Source organism: uncultured Albimonas sp., assembly GCF_963977235.1.
Taxonomy (GTDB): Bacteria; Pseudomonadota; Alphaproteobacteria; order Rhodobacterales; family Rhodobacteraceae; genus Albimonas.
The window spans coordinates 1-18,243 of the sequence record NZ_CAXBOD010000075.1 but is presented as its reverse complement, the minus strand read 5'-3'; the positions used below and the strand labels follow the sequence as shown (position 1 = coordinate 18,243).

At 71.9% G+C, this 18,243-nt stretch carries 16 protein-coding genes and 1 pseudogene; 10 read left to right on the top strand and 7 right to left on the bottom strand.

Features of this window, described 5'->3' with window-relative positions:
• Positions 1-70: 70 nt before the first annotated feature.
• From AAC134_RS21300 to AAC134_RS21290, 3 genes are all read left to right on the top strand, one after another.
• A complete protein-coding gene (locus AAC134_RS21300) occupies positions 71-838 on the top strand; it encodes a glycerophosphodiester phosphodiesterase family protein (RefSeq protein ID WP_339951345.1) in 768 nt (255 codons plus the stop codon).
• A gap of 157 nt (positions 839-995) precedes the next feature.
• Entirely contained in the window at positions 996-2,201 is a 1,206-nt protein-coding gene (locus AAC134_RS21295) for a GNAT family N-acetyltransferase (RefSeq protein ID WP_339951343.1), read from the top strand.
• A complete protein-coding gene (locus tag AAC134_RS21290) occupies positions 2,201-2,494 on the top strand; it encodes a 4a-hydroxytetrahydrobiopterin dehydratase (RefSeq protein ID WP_339951341.1) in 294 nt (97 codons plus the stop codon). Before AAC134_RS21295 ends, AAC134_RS21290 begins: the two co-directional genes overlap by 1 nt.
• A 51-nt stretch (positions 2,495-2,545) precedes the next feature.
• On the opposite strand, the gene AAC134_RS21285 is transcribed toward AAC134_RS21290, so the two are convergent.
• Complete coding sequence (locus tag AAC134_RS21285; RefSeq protein WP_339951339.1) at positions 2,546-3,172, bottom strand: TetR/AcrR family transcriptional regulator; 627 nt, start codon at positions 3,170-3,172, stop codon at positions 2,546-2,548.
• 118 nt (positions 3,173-3,290) lie between these two features.
• On the opposite strand from AAC134_RS21285, the gene AAC134_RS21280 reads away from it, so the two are divergent.
• Positions 3,291-3,686, top strand: coding sequence for a RidA family protein (locus AAC134_RS21280; RefSeq protein ID WP_339951337.1), 396 nt, complete (start codon positions 3,291-3,293; stop codon positions 3,684-3,686).
• Positions 3,687-3,766: 80 nt separating this feature from the next.
• On the opposite strand, the gene clpA is transcribed toward AAC134_RS21280, so the two are convergent.
• The 3 genes from clpA to AAC134_RS21265 all read right to left on the bottom strand — a co-directional run bounded on the left by clpA (position 3,767) and on the right by AAC134_RS21265 (position 7,570).
• Positions 3,767-6,094, bottom strand: a complete 2,328-nt coding sequence (clpA, locus tag AAC134_RS21275; protein WP_339951335.1) for an ATP-dependent Clp protease ATP-binding subunit ClpA — start codon at positions 6,092-6,094, stop codon at positions 3,767-3,769.
• Positions 6,095-6,521: 427 nt separating this feature from the next.
• The gene (clpS, locus tag AAC134_RS21270) at positions 6,522-6,806 is read right to left on the bottom strand and encodes an ATP-dependent Clp protease adapter ClpS (RefSeq protein WP_339951347.1); all 285 of its coding nucleotides are present in this window, start codon (positions 6,804-6,806) and stop codon (positions 6,522-6,524) included.
• Positions 6,807-7,135: 329 nt separating this feature from the next.
• Positions 7,136-7,570 carry a phasin family protein gene (locus tag AAC134_RS21265; protein ID WP_339951333.1) on the bottom strand — a complete coding sequence of 145 codons (435 nt, stop codon included), beginning with the start codon at positions 7,568-7,570 and terminating at the stop codon, positions 7,136-7,138.
• Positions 7,571-7,928: 358 nt separating this feature from the next.
• Here AAC134_RS21265 and AAC134_RS21260 point away from each other — a divergent pair.
• Positions 7,929-8,720, top strand: a pseudogene (locus AAC134_RS21260) (D-alanyl-D-alanine carboxypeptidase family protein); the annotation flags it as partial.
• A gap of 552 nt (positions 8,721-9,272) precedes the next feature.
• Here AAC134_RS21260 and AAC134_RS21255 read toward each other — a convergent pair.
• Together AAC134_RS21255 and rpmE are read right to left on the bottom strand one after the other, a co-directional pair.
• Positions 9,273-10,079: a division plane positioning ATPase MipZ gene (locus AAC134_RS21255; RefSeq protein WP_339951331.1), complete on the bottom strand. Its 807-nt coding sequence runs from the start codon at positions 10,077-10,079 to the stop codon at positions 9,273-9,275.
• Between the two features lie 412 nt (positions 10,080-10,491).
• A complete protein-coding gene (gene rpmE, locus AAC134_RS21250) occupies positions 10,492-10,713 on the bottom strand; it encodes a 50S ribosomal protein L31 (protein ID WP_339951329.1) in 222 nt (73 codons plus the stop codon).
• Positions 10,714-11,341: 628 nt separating this feature from the next.
• Here rpmE and AAC134_RS21245 point away from each other — a divergent pair.
• Positions 11,342-12,076, top strand: a complete 735-nt coding sequence (locus AAC134_RS21245) for a calcium-binding protein (protein ID WP_339951326.1) — start codon at positions 11,342-11,344, stop codon at positions 12,074-12,076.
• Positions 12,077-12,390: 314 nt separating this feature from the next.
• The gene (locus AAC134_RS21240) at positions 12,391-13,773 is read left to right on the top strand and encodes an MFS transporter (protein ID WP_339951324.1); all 1,383 of its coding nucleotides are present in this window, start codon (positions 12,391-12,393) and stop codon (positions 13,771-13,773) included.
• Positions 13,774-13,839: 66 nt separating this feature from the next.
• Here AAC134_RS21240 and AAC134_RS21235 read toward each other — a convergent pair whose 3' ends face one another.
• Complete coding sequence (locus tag AAC134_RS21235; RefSeq protein WP_339951322.1) at positions 13,840-14,856, bottom strand: ribose-phosphate pyrophosphokinase; 1,017 nt, start codon at positions 14,854-14,856, stop codon at positions 13,840-13,842.
• Positions 14,857-15,229: 373 nt separating this feature from the next.
• Here AAC134_RS21235 and AAC134_RS21230 point away from each other — a divergent pair, with 373 nt between their 5' ends.
• The 3 genes from AAC134_RS21230 to rsmD all read left to right on the top strand — a co-directional run bounded on the left by AAC134_RS21230 (position 15,230) and on the right by rsmD (position 18,049).
• A complete protein-coding gene (locus AAC134_RS21230; RefSeq protein WP_339951320.1) occupies positions 15,230-16,054 on the top strand; it encodes an alpha/beta fold hydrolase in 825 nt (274 codons plus the stop codon).
• Between the two features lie 125 nt (positions 16,055-16,179).
• Positions 16,180-17,457 (top strand): aminotransferase class V-fold PLP-dependent enzyme, encoded by a 1,278-nt coding sequence (locus tag AAC134_RS21225; protein ID WP_339951318.1) that lies wholly within the window; start codon positions 16,180-16,182, stop codon positions 17,455-17,457.
• Positions 17,458-17,461: 4 nt separating this feature from the next.
• Positions 17,462-18,049: a 16S rRNA (guanine(966)-N(2))-methyltransferase RsmD gene (rsmD, locus tag AAC134_RS21220; protein WP_339951316.1), complete on the top strand. Its 588-nt coding sequence runs from the start codon at positions 17,462-17,464 to the stop codon at positions 18,047-18,049.
• Positions 18,050-18,243: the final 194 nt, after the last annotated feature.

The following is an 18,243-nucleotide window of genomic DNA, read 5'->3' as shown; positions in this document are numbered from 1 at the left end:
CCCGCCCCTGCGCAAGCCGCGGGCGGCGGGGGGCCGCGGCCCTGACTCCAGCGTTCGGACGGATGACCCGATGCCTGCCCTGCCCGCCGGCTTCCTCGACCGGCCCATCGCCCACCGCGGCCTGCACGACCGCGCCGCGGGCGTGATCGAGAACTCGCTGCCCGCGATCCGCGCCGCCGCCGCCGCGGGCTACGGGTGCGAGATCGACCTGCAGATCGCGTCCGACGGGGAGGCGATGTGCTTTCACGACGACGACCTCGACCGGCTGACCGGCGCCACGGGCCCGGTGCGCGCACGCCCCGCCGCCGAGCTGACCGCCCTGGCCCTGACCGGCGCGGCGCCCCAGGCCCGCATCCCCAATTTCGCCCAGGCGCTCGAGGCCGCCGGCGAGGCCCCCCTGCTGGTGGAGATCAAGCGGCAGGCCGACACGGTGGGGGTGGGTCCGCTGGAATCCCGCGCGGCCGGGCTGATCGCCGCCCATGCCGCCCGCGGCGGCGGCCCCGTGGCGGTGATGAGCTTCGATCCGCGCGCCATCGCCTGGTTTCACGCCAACGCCCCGCAGATCCCCCGCGGCCTCGTCTCGATGGACTGGGACCGGGACGCCGACGGCCGCGGCCTGACGGCCGAACAGCGCGCCGACCTGACCGGAATGCGCATGTTCGAGGCCTCGGGCTGCGGCTTCTGCTCCTTCCACTGGAAGGACCTGCCAACCCCCCGCACCCGCGCCCTGCGCGAGACCGGGCTGCCGGTGCTGTGCTGGACCACCCGCAGCCCGGCCGACGACGCCGCCGCCCGGCCCCATGTCGACAACGTCACCTTCGAGGGCTACCGCCCCTGACGCCCCTCGCGCGAGTTGACAGCTGCCAACTCGCGCCACCGGGGCCCGCTTCCTGAGGGCGCCTGCGCGCCCCCGCGACCCTGCAACGCGCCGCGCTGGCCATTGACCGGCCGGCCCGCGCCCCCATCCTGAGACCAGGAGCAGCGGGAGGTTCGCCATGGACGGCGCCGATGTCGTCGAGATCACCGCCCTGACCTCGATCGACGAGATCGACGCGCAGGACTGGGACCGGTGCGCCGACCCCGAAGGCGCGCCCGGCCGCCCGCCCGAGAACCCGTTCCTCACCCATCGCTTCCTGAAGGCGCTGGAGGACAGCCGCTCGGTCGGGCGGGGCTCTGGCTGGGCGCCGCGGCATCTGGTGGCGCGGCTCGGGGGCCGAGTGATCGGGGTCATGCCGCTCTATGCCAAGGGCCACAGCCAGGGCGAGTATGTCTTCGACCACGCCTGGGCCCACGCCTATGAGCGGGCGGGCGGCGAGTATTACCCCAAGCTGCAGGCCGCGGTGCCCTTCACGCCGGCCACCGGCCGCCGCTTCCTCGCGGCGCCGGGCGAGAACCGGGCCGCCGTGGTCTCGGCGCTGGTGCAGGGGGCGGTGCAGATCACCGCCTCGAACGGCCTCTCCTCGCTGCACATCACCTTCTGCGAGGAGGACGAGTGGGCGATGGGCGCCGAGGTCGGCCTCCTGCAGCGCACCGGAGAGCAGTTCCACTGGCGCAACCGCGGCTACGCGGATTTCGAGGGGTTCCTCGCCGACCTCTCCTCGCGCAAACGCAAGCAGATCCGGCGGGAGCGGCGCGAGGCGACGGACTCGGGCCTGACCATCCGGGCGCTCACGGGCGATGCGCTGGAGCCCGAGCACTGGGACGCCTTCTGGCGCTTCTATCAGGACACCGGCAGCCGCAAGTGGGGCACGCCCTACCTGACGCGGGACTTCTTCAACCGCCTGCAGGAGAGCCTGCGCGACGAGACCCTGCTGGTCCTGGCCGAGCGCGACGGCCGCCCCGTCGCCGGCGCCCTGAATTTCATCGGCGCCGAGTCGCTTTTCGGCCGCTACTGGGGCTGCACCGAGCATCACCCCTGCCTGCATTTCGAACTCTGCTACTACCAGGCCATCGACTGGGCCATCGCCCACGGCCTGGAGACGGTGGAGGCCGGCGCCCAGGGCGAGCACAAGCTCGCCCGCGGCTATCTCCCTGTAAAGACGCACTCTTTGCACTGGATCGCCGACGCCGGGTTCCGCCGCGCCGTGGCGGAATACCTCGAGGCCGAGCGCGAGGCGGTGGGCGACGAGATCGCCTGGCTGTCCGAACGCTCGCCGTTCCGCAAATCCGACCTCACCCAGGACATCGAGGAGCACGACTGATGCCCGAGACGCTGGATCCCGACACCCGCGAGACCACGCTCGCGACCCTGTTCGACGGCGGCTGGAAGCTGCTTGAAGGCCGCGACGCGCTGCACAAGGTCTTCACGTTCAAGGACTTTTCCGAGGCCTTCGGCTGGATGACCCGCGTCGCCCTGATGGCCGAGAAGATGGACCACCACCCCGAGTGGTCCAACGTCTACAAGACCGTCGAGGTGACGCTGACCAGCCACGACGTGGGCGGGCTCAGCGAGCGGGACGTGAAGATGGCGCAGGCGATGGACGAGATCGGCTGAGGCGCCGGGCGAGCGGCGGGTGGCTCATTCTGGAACACTCGGGACGTCGGGTTAAATCCGATCGATTGATTTAATCGGGAGCGCGGGGGCCTGCGCGAGCAGCCCCGAGGCGAGGTGCTCGAACGCCTCGACAGCCTTGCCCAGCACGTCGGAGGGCCGCTCGTTCGCAGCGACCCAGAGCGCCGCGTTCAGCGCGGCGCCTGCCAGGAGTCGCGCCGAGGCCTCGATGTCCACCGGCTTGATCGCGCCCTGCGCCGCCAGGGCCTCGAGGCTCTGCATGGTTGCGGCCAGGCACTTGTTCTGGCTGGGCCAGTGCGAGGGGTCGCCCAGCACCGCGGGACCGTCCAGCAGCACGATTCGCCGGACCTCGGGGACCAGCGCCGCGGCGATGTAGGCGGAGCCTTCGGCCAGCAGCTTGTCCCACGCGTCGCCGCCTTTGCGCTCGGCCTCGGCCATGGCGCTCTGGGCCATCTCGCTGTCGATCTGGTCCACGACGGCGGCCAGCAGGCCCTTCTTGTCCCCGAAATTGTGATAGAGCGCGCCGCGCGTCAGACCCGCCTCGGCGGTCAGGTCATCCATCGAGGCGGCCGCGAAGCCTTTCTCTGCAAAGGCTTTTCTCGCCGCCTTGATCAGCTTCGCGCGGGTTTCTTCCATCTTCTGCGCCCGTGTGGCGGCCATCTTCGCTCCTCCGCCTTGCGGCGTGGTTCTTGACATACGCGGCGTATGCGAAATATCTCACATACGCACCGTATCCCAGTTCGCCTCCCGAGGCGATTCCCCTGCACCGAGGCCTCTCATGACCCGCAACGAACCCATCTTCCCCGCCGGCCGGCACGCGCTTTACGAGACGCACGGCTACTCGGCCGCGATCCGCTCCGGCGACCTGGTCTTCGTCTCCGGCCAGGTCGGCAGCCGCCAGGACGGCACGCCGGAGCCCGATTTCGAGAAACAGGTCCAGACCGCGTTCGACAATCTTGTCGCCGTGCTCGACGCGGCGGGCTGCGGGCTGGAGGACATCGTCGACATCACCACCTTCCACACCGACCCCGAGCGTCAGTTCGAGACGGTGATGGCGGTGAAGTCCCGCATTTTCCCGGCCGCGCCCTATCCCAACTGGACGGCGGTCGGCGTTAACTGGCTGTCGGGATTCGATTTCGAGATCAAGGTCATCGCCCGTCGTCCCACGGCCTGAGGGCCGCGGCGCGCGCCGAAAACGAGAACGCCCGGCGGGGGACCCCGCCGGGCGTTTCTGTTCTGGACCTGCGCCCCGCCTTACTCGGCGGTCAGCAGCGGGGGCTTCTTGTCGCCGGCGAGCGTCTTGGTGGGCTGGGAGATCTGGAGGTCGAGCGCGCCGTCCTTGATCGCCACCTTCACCAGGCCGCCCTTGGTGAGCTTGCCGAACAGCAGCTCCTCGGCGAGCGGCTTCTTGATATGCTCCTGGATCACGCGGCCGAGCGGGCGGGCGCCCATGCGGTCGTCGTAACCCTTCTCGGCCAGCCACTCGGCCGCCGGCTTGGTGAGCTCGATCGAGACGCCGCGGTCCAGAAGCTGAGCCTCGAGCTGCAGGACGAACTTCTCGACCACCTGCAGGATGACCTCCTTGGGCAGCGGGCCGAAGGAGATGATCGCGTCGAGACGGTTGCGGAACTCCGGCGTGAAGGTCCGCTCGATGGCCGCGGTGTCCTCGCCCTCGCGCCGGTCGCGGCCGAAGCCGATCGCGGATTTCGCCAGTTCCGAGGCGCCGGCGTTCGAGGTCATGATCAGGACCACGTTGCGGAAATCCACCGTCTTGCCGTTGTGGTCGGTCAGCCGGCCGTGGTCCATCACCTGCAGCAGGATGTTGAACACGTCCGGGTGGGCCTTCTCGATCTCGTCGAGCAGCAGCACGCAGTGCGGATGCTGGTCGATGCCGTCGGTCAGCAGGCCGCCCTGGTCGAAGCCGACATAGCCCGGAGGGGCGCCGATCAGGCGGGAGACCGAGTGCTTCTCCATGTATTCCGACATGTCGAAGCGCAGCAGTTCCACGCCCAGCGTCTCGGAGAGCTGCTTGGCGACCTCGGTCTTGCCGACGCCGGTGGGGCCGGCGAACAGGTAGTTGCCGATGGGTTTTTCCGGCTCGCGCAGGCCCGCGCGGGAGAGTTTGATCGCCGAGGCGAGGGACTCGATGGCCGCGTCCTGACCGAACACCACGCGCTTGAGGCTCGCCTCCAGATCCCGCAGCGTCTCGGCGTCGTCCTTGGAGACGGACTTCGGCGGGATGCGGGCGATCTTGGCGACGACCTCCTCGATCTCCTTGGGGGTGATCGTCTTGCGGCGCTTGGAGTCGGGCATCAGGTGCTGGTAGGCCCCGGCCTCGTCGATCACGTCGATGGCCTTGTCGGGCAGCTTGCGGTCGTTGATGTAGCGGGCCGAGAGCTCGACCGCGACCTTGATCGCCTCCTGCGTGTAGCGGATGTCGTGGTGTTCCTCGAAATAGGGCTTGAGGCCCTTGAGGATCTTGATCGTGTCCTCGACCGTCGGCTCATACACGTCGATCTTCTGGAACCGGCGGGACAGGGCGCGGTCCTTCTCGAAGTGCTGGCGGAACTCCTTGTAGGTGGTCGAGCCCATGCAGCGCAGGGAGCCCGACTGAAGCGCGGGCTTGAGCAGGTTCGAGGCGTCCATCGCCCCGCCCGAGGTGGCGCCGGCGCCGATGACGGTGTGGATCTCGTCGATGAAGAGGATGGCGTCGGGATGCTCCTCGAGCTCCTTCACGACGGCCTTCAGCCGCTCCTCGAAGTCGCCGCGGTAGCGGGTGCCGGCGAGCAGCGCGCCCATGTCGAGCGAGAAGATCGTGGAGCCGGAGAGAACGTCGGGGGTCTGCCCGTCGACGATCTTCTTGGCCAGGCCCTCGGCGATGGCGGTCTTGCCGACGCCGGGGTCGCCCACCAGCAGCGGGTTGTTCTTGCGCCGGCGGCAGAGGACCTGGATCGCGCGCTCGACCTCATGCTCGCGCCCGATCAGCGGGTCGACGTCGCCCTTGCGCGCCTTGACGTTGAGGTTGACGCAGTATTTGCCGAGCGCCGTCTCCTCCTTCTCCTCCTTGGGTTCGGAGCGGGGGCCGGAGGCCTGCTCCTCCTCCTCGGCGCCGCGCACGGGGCGCGCCTCGCCATAGGCGGGGTTCTTGGCCACGCCGTGGGAGATGTAGTTGACCGCGTCGTAACGGGTCATGTCCTGCTCCTGCAGGAAGAAGGCGGCGTGGGACTCGCGCTCGGCGAAGATGGCGACGAGGACGTTGGCGCCGGTGACCTCGGTGCGGCCCGAGGACTGCACGTGGATGGCGGCGCGCTGGATCACCCGCTGGAACCCGGTGGTCGGCGCGGCCTCGGAGCCGTCGACGTCCGAGACCAGCGCCTCGAGCTCGTTGTCCACGAAGCGGGTCAGGGACTCGCGCAGCGTGTCGAGGTTGACGCCGCAGGCCTTCATCACGCGGGCCGCGTCAGGCTCGTCGATGAGGGCGAGCAGCAGATGCTCGAGGGTGGCCAGTTCGTGCTTGCGCTCATTCGCGAGGCTCAGCGCGAAGTGGATGGCTTCCTCAAGGGTCTTCGAGAACGAGGGCATGCGCGTCACCTTTCCGCCTGGACCCGCACCCGGCTGGGCGCGGCTGCGATCCGGCCCGCCCGAGCTTCGAGCCCCGGGCATGGCCTGAGTGCACCATTAAACTTCGGCTTTGTCAGCAACGGATCAAGGGCGGGTTACCGCGCGCACATTTTTTTGCGCTCGCGTGCCTGAGAGGCGCCCATGCGGCAGGCAGGACACGCTCATTGCGCAGGCGCCGCGTGGCGCTTGGCGGGACGGAGAGGTTCCGCAACGGAACATCGGGCCCCGGGGTCGGATCCGTCCGACGGCCTTGGAGGGATGCGGTATCTGGGGGCCGGGCCGGCGCCGCGCAAGAGGCGCGCCGGGGGCCGCAGGAGAGGGTGAGGGGAGCGGCGTCAGGTCGCGGGGCGGAGGGGCCGCTGCGGGCCGGCGCCGCGAACCCGGGCCCTCACTCCTTCTCCATAGTGCACTGGAGGGGGTGCTGGTTCTGCTGGGCGTAGTCCATCACCTGGGTGACCTTGGTCTCGGCCACCTCGAAGGGGAACACGCCGACCACGGCCAGGCCGCGGCGGTGCACGGTCAGCATGATCTCGATCGCCTGCTCGTGCCGGATGCCGAAGAACCGCTCCAGCACGTGCACCACGAACTCCATCGGGGTGTAGTCGTCGTTCAGCAGCAGGACCTTGTACATCGAGGGCCGCTGCGGACGGGTGCGCGGCTTGACCGCCAGCACGCCGTCGGGATCGTCGGTGGGGCGGGAGGGGCCGGCGGCGCGGGGGCGGCCCGCGCGGACGGGCGGCAGGGCGCGAGTCGGCACGGCGCGCGGCGCCGGGCGCCCGGTGGCTTCCGCCCCGGCCCTCGCTTCATCCCGGATCGGTTCACGGTCGTGGTCCAAGGCCAAGCCCATCGTCGTCGCTGTGCGCATGGCTGGATAGTATATGACTCGCGGCCGAATGAAAAAGGGGGCCGGAGCCCCCTTTTCGTCTCGATCCGCTCCGACCGCGCCGGCGAGGGCCGGCGGCGCCCGCCGGGGCGGGCCCGGGCGGGGCCTGGGGCCGGACCTCAGGCCGAGGTCTTGGCCATGTCGGCGGCGGCGCTGACGCGGGCGGCGAGGGGCTCCATCGCGTCCTTCGAGGCGGCCATGGCCATCTCGTTCATCTTGCTCGCCTGCTTCATGTAGCCGTCGAAGAAGGTCTTGGAGAAATCGGACTGCTTCTCCATCAGCTCCATCACCGACTTGGAGGCGGCGAAATCCTTCGCGGCGGCGACGCTCTCCTCCATCGACTTCTTGGAGAAGGCCAGCGACTCGGAGCTCATCTCCTCGGCCGACTTCATGGCGATGTTGGCGGACTTCATGAAGGCGTCCAGGCTGGCCTGACCGAAGGCGGACATGTCCTCGAAGGACTTGGCCATCTTCTCCATCGATTCGGTCATCTTGGCCTGAGCTTCGGCGGCGAAGGTCTCGAACTGGGCGGTGGTGTCGGACATCGCGTTCATGGGGCGGCTCCTCGAGGGCTCGATTCTCTGGTCCGCCGAGCCGACTCGAAGGGGTCGGGAGGCGGTATCCTCGCAGGCCTATATGGCTGCGCGGAAGGGGATACCGCCTCATGCTGCGTCGCGTCAAGGAAATTGCCGCGACGCAGCACGCGGCCGCCGTTTCGCGCCGACTTCGCGAATCGCGTCTCGGGGATTTAAAATTGCCCAACAGCGTGTTACGGTGCTTTGTGAAGAGATCGCACGAATGAAGCGGTCCAGGCGCCGGCAGGCGTGAGACGGACAGGCGCCGTAGCGGCGCACGGAACGAACGAGGGCGGCTATGAGACGGACGAGACCAGGGGCGCCGGCGCGCCTGGCGATGGCCATCGGGCTCGCTTTGCTGGCGGTGTGGAGCTTCGCTTCGACCCCGGCGCAGGCGGCGCCCTACGCAGCGCTGGTGATGGACGCCAGGACCGGCGAGGTGGTTTACGCCGAAAACGCGGACACGCGGCTTCACCCCGCATCCCTGACCAAGATGATGACCCTCTACCTCGCCATCGAGGCGGTGAAGGAGGGTCGGCTGAGCCTGGACCAGACGGTCAAGGTGTCGTCGAAGGCGGCGCGTCAGCCGCCCTCGCGCATCGGCCTGCGGGCGGGGGAGCGGGTGTCGATCCGCAACCTGATGCGCGCGGCGGCGGTGAAATCGGCCAACGACGCGGCGACCGCGCTGGCCGAGGCGACGGCGGGCTCGGTGGACGCCTGGGCGCGTATGGCCACGGCCAAGGCCCGGATCCTCGGGATGCCCAACACCACCTTCAAGAACCCCCACGGCCTGACCGAGGCCGGCCACCTGTCGACCGCGCGGGACATGGCGACGCTCGGCCGGCGGCTGTTCTTCGATCACCCCGAGTACTACAACCTGTTCTCGCGCAAGAAGACCACGGCGATGGGCAAGACGGTCTACGCGACCAACCGTCGGCTGCTGGCGGCCTATCCGGGCGCGGACGGGATCAAGACCGGCTACACCCGGGCGGCGGGCTTCAACCTGGTGTCCTCCGCGCACCGCGGGGACCAGCGGGTCATCGCGGCGGTGTTCGGCGCGCGCAGCTCGGCCGACCGGACCGAGCGGATCTCGCGGCTGATGGACATGGGCTTCTCGCGCACGCCGCGGATGGCCAAGGTGATCCCGCCCGCCTCGGTGACCGCCGGCACGGTGGTCGCCGCCGCCCCGGTGCCCGAGGAGCGCCCCGCCCCGCCCCAGTCGCTGCTGGCGCGCGTGGGCAAGGCCATCGCGCCCGCCGCGGCCCACGCGGCCGTGCGGGACACCGGCACGCGCTATGCGCCGCGTGCGGCGGCGCTGCCCGTCGGTCGCCCGGCGACCGAGTTCGGCCTGGCCCTGCAGCTGCCGCCGCGGAGGCCCTGAGCCTCCGCGCGCCCCTTCGGCGCCGCCGCCTCTCCCCAGGAGGACCGGCCGGCGCCTGCGGGACCAACGGGCCCGGGCGACACGCCCGGGCCCTTTCTCGTTCCAGGCGCCCCCGGCCCGCCGCCGGCGCGGCTGCCTGCCGGCCGCGCGCGACGCCCGCCCCCCGGCGCCCCTCCGCCAGGCGGCGCCGCGCCGGGCCTGCGCCGCGAGCCGGACGCCCGCCCCACGCGCAACCCTCGCGCGGCGCTTCCGAGGCGGGTCAGGAGAGGGACGGGTGGCGTGGGGAGCGCGCGACGCCCCTCAGGCGGCCTCGGCGAGGCCGGGGAGGTTCAGGGCCCGGACCAGGTCGCGGATCTCCTGGCGGGCCGCCACGTGGCTCATCGAGAACGCGAACCCCTGGTCGCGCAGGTCGAGCAGGGTCAGCCCGTTGAGGAACATCTCGCGGAAGATCACCCGCTCGGAGAAGCCGGGGATCAGGCGGTAGCCGATCCGCCTCGCCAGGTGCTCGAGCGCGTCGCCGACCTTGCGCTTGTTGCGCGCGTCGATGTGCGAGAGGCGGTTGCGCAGCACCACCCAGTCGACGGGCTTGAGCCCCGCGCCCGCGCGCAGGCGGCGGGCCTGCCAGACCATCTCGGAATAGATCGAGGGGCCCAGGACCTTGCCCGTCTCGGGGTCCATGCGCGCCAGCATGTCGAAGTCGACCAGGCTGTCGTTGATCGGGGTGATCAGCGTGTCGGCCGAGGCGTGCGCCATCTGGCTGTAGAAACTGTCGGCGCCGGGACAGTCGATCAGGATGAACTCGCAGGACGTGTCGAGCGTGGCGAGGGCCTGGGTGAACCAGCGCTCCTCCTCTGCCTCGGCCTCGACCCGGTCGCGCAGGGTCGAGGGCTGCAGGCGGATGCGCTCGGGCATCGACAGGTCCTGGCCGGTGCGGCGGGCGAAGGCCTCGCGGTTCTCGAGATAGCGGAAGAAGGTGGTCTGGCGGAGGTCGAGATCCATCGCGCCCACGCGGAAGCCCTGGCGGGCGATGGCCGCGAAGAGGTGCATGGCGGTCGTGGACTTGCCCGAGCCGCCCTTCTCGTTTCCGGTCACGATCACATGGGCCACGCGCCCGAGCTCCTGCCTGCCTGCCCCCAGAGGCCGCGGCGGCCACGTGAACAGCCGCTTCGCGAGCCGACATGATCGCGCGTGCGGGCCGCGGTGGCAACGCGGCGCAGAGGGAAACCGGCGCGGGGGGCGCGGTGTCGCGTCGCCGGGTCGGGGGGCGGCGCCGGCAGGGGAGGAAGCGCCGCGCGACGCGCCCGCCCGTGGCAGGCGCCTCGCCCGCGGCGCGCCCCGGCCCCTGCGCCTGTTGCGCAGGGGCGCGGCCGCAGAGGCGCCGCGGGCGGCTGGCGGGAGGGCGCGCGGGATCGGGCGCGCGCGGCGCCCGCAACGCGAACGGCGCGCTCCCGGGGGTGGGAGCGCGCCGTGAAAGGCGTCGGATCGACCGCGGGCCGGGCGGGCGCCCGGCCGAGCGGGATCAGAAGTCGAGGCCGGCGAACTTCTTCTTGAAGCGCGTGACGCGGCCGCCGGTGTCCATCAGGCGCGAGCTGCCGCCGGTCCAGGCCGGGTGCACCGAGGGATCGACGTCGAGGGTCAGCGTATCGCCCTCGGAGCCCCAGGTGGAGCGCATCTGCACGATCGTGCCGTCGACGAGCTTGACCTCGATGGCGTGATATTCGGGATGGATGTCGTTCTTCATGGCGCGTCTTTCCCCCGGTCGCGCCGGGGCTCTCTGAATCCGGGACCGGGGCGGCCAGGGAGATCGGCGGCGCGCCCATGCGGTAGAGCGCGTGCCTCTACCCCGAATCGCGACCCGCGGCAAGCCGCCGGAGAGACGGGAGAGCCCCCGAGCCCGCCCCGAATGCGGCGCCGGCATCCATCCAGTGGAAAGACCCATGTCCGCGGCTCGCCGCCGGAGGCCGGGGCGCGGATCCGGCCGGCTTGGTCCGGCCGCGGAGCCGCCCCAATCGCGGCGGATCGGGGCGATTGTGGCGGGCGGTTCCGGGCCCCGAGCGCGGCGAGAGAGCGGGCGCCGCGCGGCCCCGTCAAGAGGCTGCGGACGCGGCGGGAACCGACGGCCAGGGCGTTCGCGCGGCGCGGCGGGGCGAGGAGACGGCGGCGGGAAAGGCGGCGCGGGACGGCTGCTCCCGCGCCTCGATTCCGCCCCAAACGGGGCGCGATCGAGGCGGATATCCCCCTGTTTTAAATGGATATTCATTCCTCCTGCCGGCGCCGAGAGCTCTGGCGCGCGGCCCCCGGCCTCCCTAGCTCATGGCTCCACAGGCCCTGAACATCGGTCCTGAAACGAGCGACGGAAGGAGACCACCATGGCCATTCGAGGCGACGACGGCGACGACCGCATCAAGGGCACGAATGCCGACGACGAAATCTTCGGTCTGGAGGGCGACGATTTCATCACCGCCCGCAAGGGAGCCGACGAGATCTACGGCGCCGACGGCGAGGACCTGATCAAGGGTCAGAAGGGCGCCGACCTGGTTTACGGCGGCGGCGAAGACGACGTGATCATGGGCAACCGCGGCAGCGACATCCTGTACGGCGGCGGCGAGGACGATCGCCTGTTCGGCGGCGCCGGGGCCGATGAGCTCTATGGCGGCGGCGGCGGCGACATCATGCAGGGCGGCCAGGGCCGCGACTTCCTGGTGGGCTTCACCGGCGAGGACCTGCTGCGCGGCGGCCTGCTCAAGGACACGCTCAAGGGCGGCGCCGACGACGACAAGCTGGTGGGCGGTCGCGGCGACGACAAGCTGGTGGGCGGCACGGGCGACGACTGGCTCAAGGCCGGCGCCGGCGACGACATCATGCGGGGCGGCGCAGGCGCGGACCTGTTCCAGTTCAAGTCCGGAAATGACGTGGCCCGGGACTTCGACGGCGTCGAGGGCGACGTGATCGACCTGCGCAGCTTCGACCTCGGCAGCCTGCAGGAGGTCAAGGAGGCCTCCAAGAACGTCGGCGACGACCTGGTGATGACCTTCGGCGACGACACGCTGACGCTGCTCGACACGCAGAAGAGCGATCTGGCCCAGGACGATTTCATGCTCTGAGGCCCGCAGATCGTCGCCATCCCGCTGCGTCCCCCCACCTTCGGGATGGCGACGACGGCCCCGCCCGGACCCTGCCGGGCGGGGCCTTTTCGTGGTCGGCCCCGGGGCTCGCCCCAAGGCCGCGCGGCCCAAGGCGGCGCAGCGCAAGGCGGCGCGGCGCGCCGTTGCGCAAATCCCACCCCGGTTCGAGGGCGCCCGACGCGCCTTGCGCGCGGGATTGTCGGAGCGGCGGCGCCGACTAGGCTGCGCGCTTGCCCGACTCGGCGCCCCCTGGCGTCCCGTCCCCACGCTCTCGCCGTTCCGGTCCGCCCGCGATGACTTCCGCCGAGCCCCCTCCTGCCGCCCCTCGCGGGGCGCCCGATCACGTCGCCCCTCGCGGGGGGCCCGACCACGTCGCCCCTCGCGGGGCGCCCGATCCCGCTTCGCCTCACGGGGCGCCTGATCCCGTCGCGCCTCGCGCAGGGATCGTCTTCGCCGTTGGGGTGGTGGCGGTCGACGCGATGGGCATCGGTCTCGCGATGCCGGTGATCCCCGAGCTGCTGCGCGAGATCTCGGGCCTCTCGACGGCGCAGGCGGCCCCCTGGGGCGGCTGGATGGTCTTTGCCTATGCCGCGGCGATGTTCCTGTGCGGGCCGCTGCTGGGGGACCTGTCGGACCGCTTCGGCCGACGGCCGGTGCTGATCGCGGCGCTGGCGACGCTGTCGCTGGACTACCTGATTGCCGCCGCCGCGCAGAGCCTGTGGCTGCTGATCCTGGCCCGCGCTGTGGCCGGGATGGCCGGCGCCACCTACTCCACCGCGGCGGCCTATGTCGCCGACGTCACCCCGCCCGAGAAACGCGCCGCGGCCTTCGGCTGGATCGGGGGCGGCTTTGGCGTGGGCTTCGTGGCGGGGCCCGCGCTGGGGGGCCTGCTCGCGACGCTGGGGCCGCGGGCGCCGTTCCTGGCCGCCGCCGGCCTGTGCCTCGCGGCCGCGCTCGCCGGGCTGATCTGGCTGCCCGAGTCGCTGCCCGCGGATCGCCGGCGCGCCTTCTCCTGGCGCGGCGCCAACCCGTTTCCGGCGCTGGCCGAGGCCGCGCGCCTGCCCGGCATCGGGGCGCTGCTGGCCGCCTCGGCCGTCTTCATGTTCGCCTTCAACGTCTACCCGGCGATCTGGGCCTTCTACCTGATCGAGCTGCATGGCTGGACCGCGGCCGGCGTCGGCCTGTCGCTGGCCGCTTTCGGGCTGGTCATGGGGGCGGCCCAGGCCTTCGGCCTCGGCTGGACCGTCGCGCGGATCGGCATGCGCAACACGGTTCTGATGGGGCTTGCGTTCAGCGTGCTGACGCTGGGGATCTACGCCACGGGCCCCGCGGTCTGGGTGATCTTCGCGATCCTGCCGCTGGTGGCGATCGGCGATCTCGCCCCCATGGCCATGGCCGCGATGATGAGCGCGCGCGTCTCCGACGACCGCCAGGGCCGTTTGCAGGGGGTGCTGGCGAGCCTGCAGGGCCTGACCGCGGCCCTCGCCCCGCCGCTGTTCGCCGCGATCTTCGAGGTCTTCGCCCGCCCCGGCGCCTCGCCCCGCGCGCCCGGCGCGCCCTTCGCCCTCTCGGCCGTCCTGGCGCTGGCGGCGCTGGTCATCGTGGCGCTGGCGCGCGACCGCTCCGGCGGGGCGGCCGAGACGAGGCCGGCGCCCGACCCGGCGGCGGCCGGCTGAGCCCCCGAAACGCAGACGGCCGGCCCAGGGGGCCGGCCGTCGGATCGCGCAGGAACACCCGCAGCCTCAGTCGAAGCGGTAGAACGCCTCGTAGATCGGGCGCAGCGTCTGCTCGGAGAACAGCGAGCTGACCGAGGTGTCGTTGGCCACGTTCAGGATCGCCTGGGCCATCATCGGCGCCACCGAGACAGTGCGGATGTTGTGGGCGTCCCTGGCCTCGTCCGACAGCGGGATCGAGTCGGTGATCACCAGGCTCTCCATCACCGAGCCCTTCACCCGCTCCACCGCCGGGCCCGAGAGCACGCCGTGGGTGATGTAGGCGTGGACCGCCTCGGCCCCGTTGTCCTTCAGCAGGCCCGCGGCCTTGCAGAGCGTTCCGGCGGTGTCGCAGATGTCGTCGACGATGATGCAGGTGCGGCCCTCGACCTCGCCGATGATGGTCATCTCGTCGACCTCGCCGGGGCGCGAGCGGCGCTTGTCCACGATTGCAAGCCCGAGGTTGAGGCGCTTGGCCAGTTCCCGCGCGCGGGCCACGCCGCCGACGTCGGGCGAGATGATCGTCACCTTCGAGAGGTCCTCGAAGTGGTGGCGGATGTCCATCGCGAAGACCGGCGAGGCGTAGAGGTTGTCGACGGGGATGTCGAAGAAGCCCTGGATCTGGCCCGCGTGCAGGTCCAGCGTCAGGACCCGGTCGATGCCGGCCTCGGTCATCAGGTTGGCGACCAGCTTGGCGCTGATCGGCGTGCGCGCCGCGGTGCGCCGGTCCTGGCGGGCATAGCCGAAGTAGGGCACCACGGCCGTGATCCGCGAGGCGGAGCTGCGCTTGAGCGCATCGGCGATGATCAGGAGCTCCATCAGGTTGTCGTTGGCGGGATTGCAGGTGGACTGCAGGATGAACACGTCCTCGCCGCGGACGTTGTCGAAGATCTCGACGAAGATCTCCTTGTCGTTGAACCGCTCCACGCGGGCGTTGGCCAGCTCCACCGGCATGCCGCGATAGACGGACATGCGGCGCGCGATGGCCTGCGCCAGCTCCATGTTCGCGTTGCCCGCGATGAGCTTGAGGTTGATGTCGGCCTTCATGGATCCCCTCCGCCGGCGTCCGGTCTCCGCCTGGCGTCCCGGTGGACCGGGATGGCGGCCGCCTGCGGTCCCCGTAGCATCGGGACGGGGGATTGCAAAGACCGCCGCGGCGCGCCCGTCGCCGCATCGCCGCCCGCCGGCTGCGTCGCCGCGCCCCCGCCCCCCGGCTGCGTCCCCGCGCCCCCGCGGCGGGCGCCCGCCCCGGGTCCCCGCGGCCCCGCCGGTCCCTGGCCCCCCGAGGGGGACGGCCGGGCGGGGCGATGCGGACGCGCAGCGGACGCGAGGGCCGCCCGCGCCGCTTCGCGCGCCCTTGCCTTCCCCGCCCCGGCTGGCAAGGTGGCCCCGGACCGAGAAGAGTTAAGGGGAGCGAACGATGCCGGAGACGGAGCTGCGCGGCGCCCGCGTGACCTGGCGGGCCGAGGGCATGGACAAGCCCGGCGTGCCGGTGCTGCTGGCCCATTGCTCGCTGGCCCACAGCGGGCTGTGGAAGCCGATCCAGGCGGCGCTCGCACAGACCCGCCCCGTCATCGCCCCCGACCTGCCCGCCCACGGCCGCTCCGATCCGCCGCCCGAAGGAGAGTCCACCCAGCTCTTCGCCGCCGAGGTCTGCGCGACGCTGGCCGAGCGTTTCGACAGCCCCATCCACCTCGCCGGCCTCAGCCTGGGCGGCGCGACGCTGTCGCGGGTGGCCTGGAAGCGGCCCGAACTCGCCGCCTCCCTGACCATGATCGAGCCGGTGCTGTTCCACCTCCTCCACCCGCCCCACGTGCAGCCCGAGGTGCTGCCCCCCCCCGCGGACGACGCAGAGCTCGAGGCCGACATGCGCGCCTTCGTCGGCCAGTGGGGCGCGCCCGGCCGCGACCCGTTCGGCGGGCCCGAACGCTTCGAGGCCGCAAAGCGCTGCTTCCGCCTGCTGCGCGAGGACAACGCCTGGGTGATGGGCCGCCCGCCGGGGCAGATCGAGCTCAGCGACCTCGCGCGTCTCGCGATGCCGGTAATGCTGATCGACGGCGAGACGACCGAGGCCCGCGCCTCGGCCGTGCTCGACGCCATCCAGGGCGCCGTGCCCGGCGCGCGGCGGCGCACCATCCCCGGCGCCGGCCACCTCAGCCCGGTCAGCCACTGGCGCGAGGTGCTGGGAGAACTGGCCGGTTTCTTCGACGACGTGGACGCGCGCGCGGCCCGCGGAGTCGCCTGAACGCGGAAACCGGTTTCGTCATGCGGCGCCGCGTCATTGCGGCGCCAGGCGACGCGGCGTAATCGCTGGCGCCGACGGTTCCGCTCGGATACCTATTCGGGCCTGCGACTTCGACAGGACTGCTGATGTTCGGTTTCTCCCGCTCCGGATCCGCCGCCGACGAGGATGTCTTCGACATCGAGTTCGTGCGCGCCCAGTTCCCCGCCTTCACCGAGCCCCGGCTGACCGGCTGGGCGTTCTTCGAGAACGCCGGCGGCTCCTACCCCTGCCTGCAGGTGGTCGACCGGCTGACCGAGTTCTACCGGCGCAACAAGGTGCAGCCCTACGCGCCCTATCCCGCCTCGCTCTCCGCGGGCGAGCAGATGGACGAGAGCGCCGAGTCCCTCGCCCCCTGGCTGGGCGTGCCGGCCGACTGGATCCATTTCGGCCCCTCGACCACGCTGAACGTCTATGTCCTCGCCCGCGCCTTCCGCGAGACCTGGGCCGAGGGCGACGCCGTGGTGGTCACCGGGCAGGACCACGAGGCCAACTCCGGCGCCTGGCGTCGCCTCGCCGAGAGCGGCATCGAGGTGCGCGAGTGGCCGGTGGACAAGGACGGGCGGCTCGACCCGGCCGCGCTGTCGCCGCTGCTGGCCGACGGGCGGGTCAAGCTGGTGGCCTTCCCGCACTGCTCCAACATCGTGGGCGAGATCAATCCCGCCGCCGAGGTCTGCGCCCTGGCGCGCGAGGCCGGCGCGGCGACCGTGGTCGACGGGGTGGCGCTCGCCCCCCACGGCCTGCCGGACCTGGGCGAGGTCGGCGCGGACGTCTACCTGTTCTCGACCTACAAGACCTTCGGGCCGCACCTCGGCGTGATGGTCGTCTCGCCCGAGCTCGCGATGTCGCTGGGCAACCAGGGCCATTTCTTCAACGCCGACCTGCCCGGCAAGCGCCTGACGCCGGCCGGCCCCGACCACGCCCAGGTCGCCGCCGTGGCGGGGGTGGCGCAGTATCTCGACGCCTTCGACCTGCACCATTTCCCCGAGGCCGACCCCGATCCCCGCGCCCGCCGCGCCCGGGTGACCGCCCTGATCCGCCAACGCGAGGCGCAGCTCTCCGCGCCCCTGCTCGAGTATCTGGTCGACTCTCCGGTCTACCGGCTGCTGGGCCCGGCGGAGGCCGAGCTGCGCGCGCCCACGATCGCGATCGCCGCCGGCATGCCCGGCGAGGCCGCGGCCGAGCGTCTGGCCGCCAAGGGCGTGATGGCCGGCGGCGGGCATTTCTACGCCTGGCGCCTGATCAAGGCGCTGGGGCTCGACCCCGAGAGCGGCGCGCTGCGCCTGTCGTTCCTGCACTACACCTCGCCCGAGGAGATCGACCAGGCGATCGACGCCCTGGACGCGCTCGCCGCGCGCGAGGTCTGAGCGCGTGCGCATCGTCGGCGGCCGCTTCCGCGGGGCGAAACTGGCCGCGCCGGCCTCGATCGGGGTGGCCGAGGACGGCGGCGAGGCGCGGCTGCGCCCGACGTCGGACCGGATGCGGGAATCCCTGTTCAACCTGCTCGCCCACGGCGGCTACGCCACGCCCGCCCCCCCCGAGGGCATGCGGGCGCTGGACCTGTTCGCCGGCACCGGCGCGCTGGGGCTCGAGGCGCTGAGCCGGGGCGCCGTGCGCTGTCAGTTCGTCGACGATCTCGGCGCGGCGCGGGCGCTGATCCGCGCCAATGTCGAGGCGATGGGCCTGACCGGGGCCACCAAGATCTACCGCCGCGACGCCACGCGCCTGGGCCCCTGCCGGGGCGAGGCCTACGATCTGGTCTTCCTCGACCCCCCCTACGGCCGGTCGCTCGGCGAGGCCTCGCTCGCCTCGGCCCGCGACGGCGGCTGGCTGGCGCCCGGCGCGCTGGTCTGCTGGGAGGAGGCGGCCGAGGCCGTCGTGACCCTGCCCGAGGGGTTCGAGATCCTCGACGAACGCCGCTACGGCGCCGCGGCCCTGCGCCTCCTGCGCGCGGCCTGACTGCGGCGGGGCCTGACTGCGGCGGGGCCTCGCTCCCCTGCGCCCCACCCGGGCTGTGGTCGCCGCGTCGAGGCCAGACCGCCCATCGCTCTGCGTCCCGCCCTGCCCGGCCGTCGGCCCTGCGCGACCGCCGTCGTCCGCGCGCCGCCCCCGGGCGCGCCGGGGTGGGCGGGCGGGAGGCGCGTCCGGGGGCG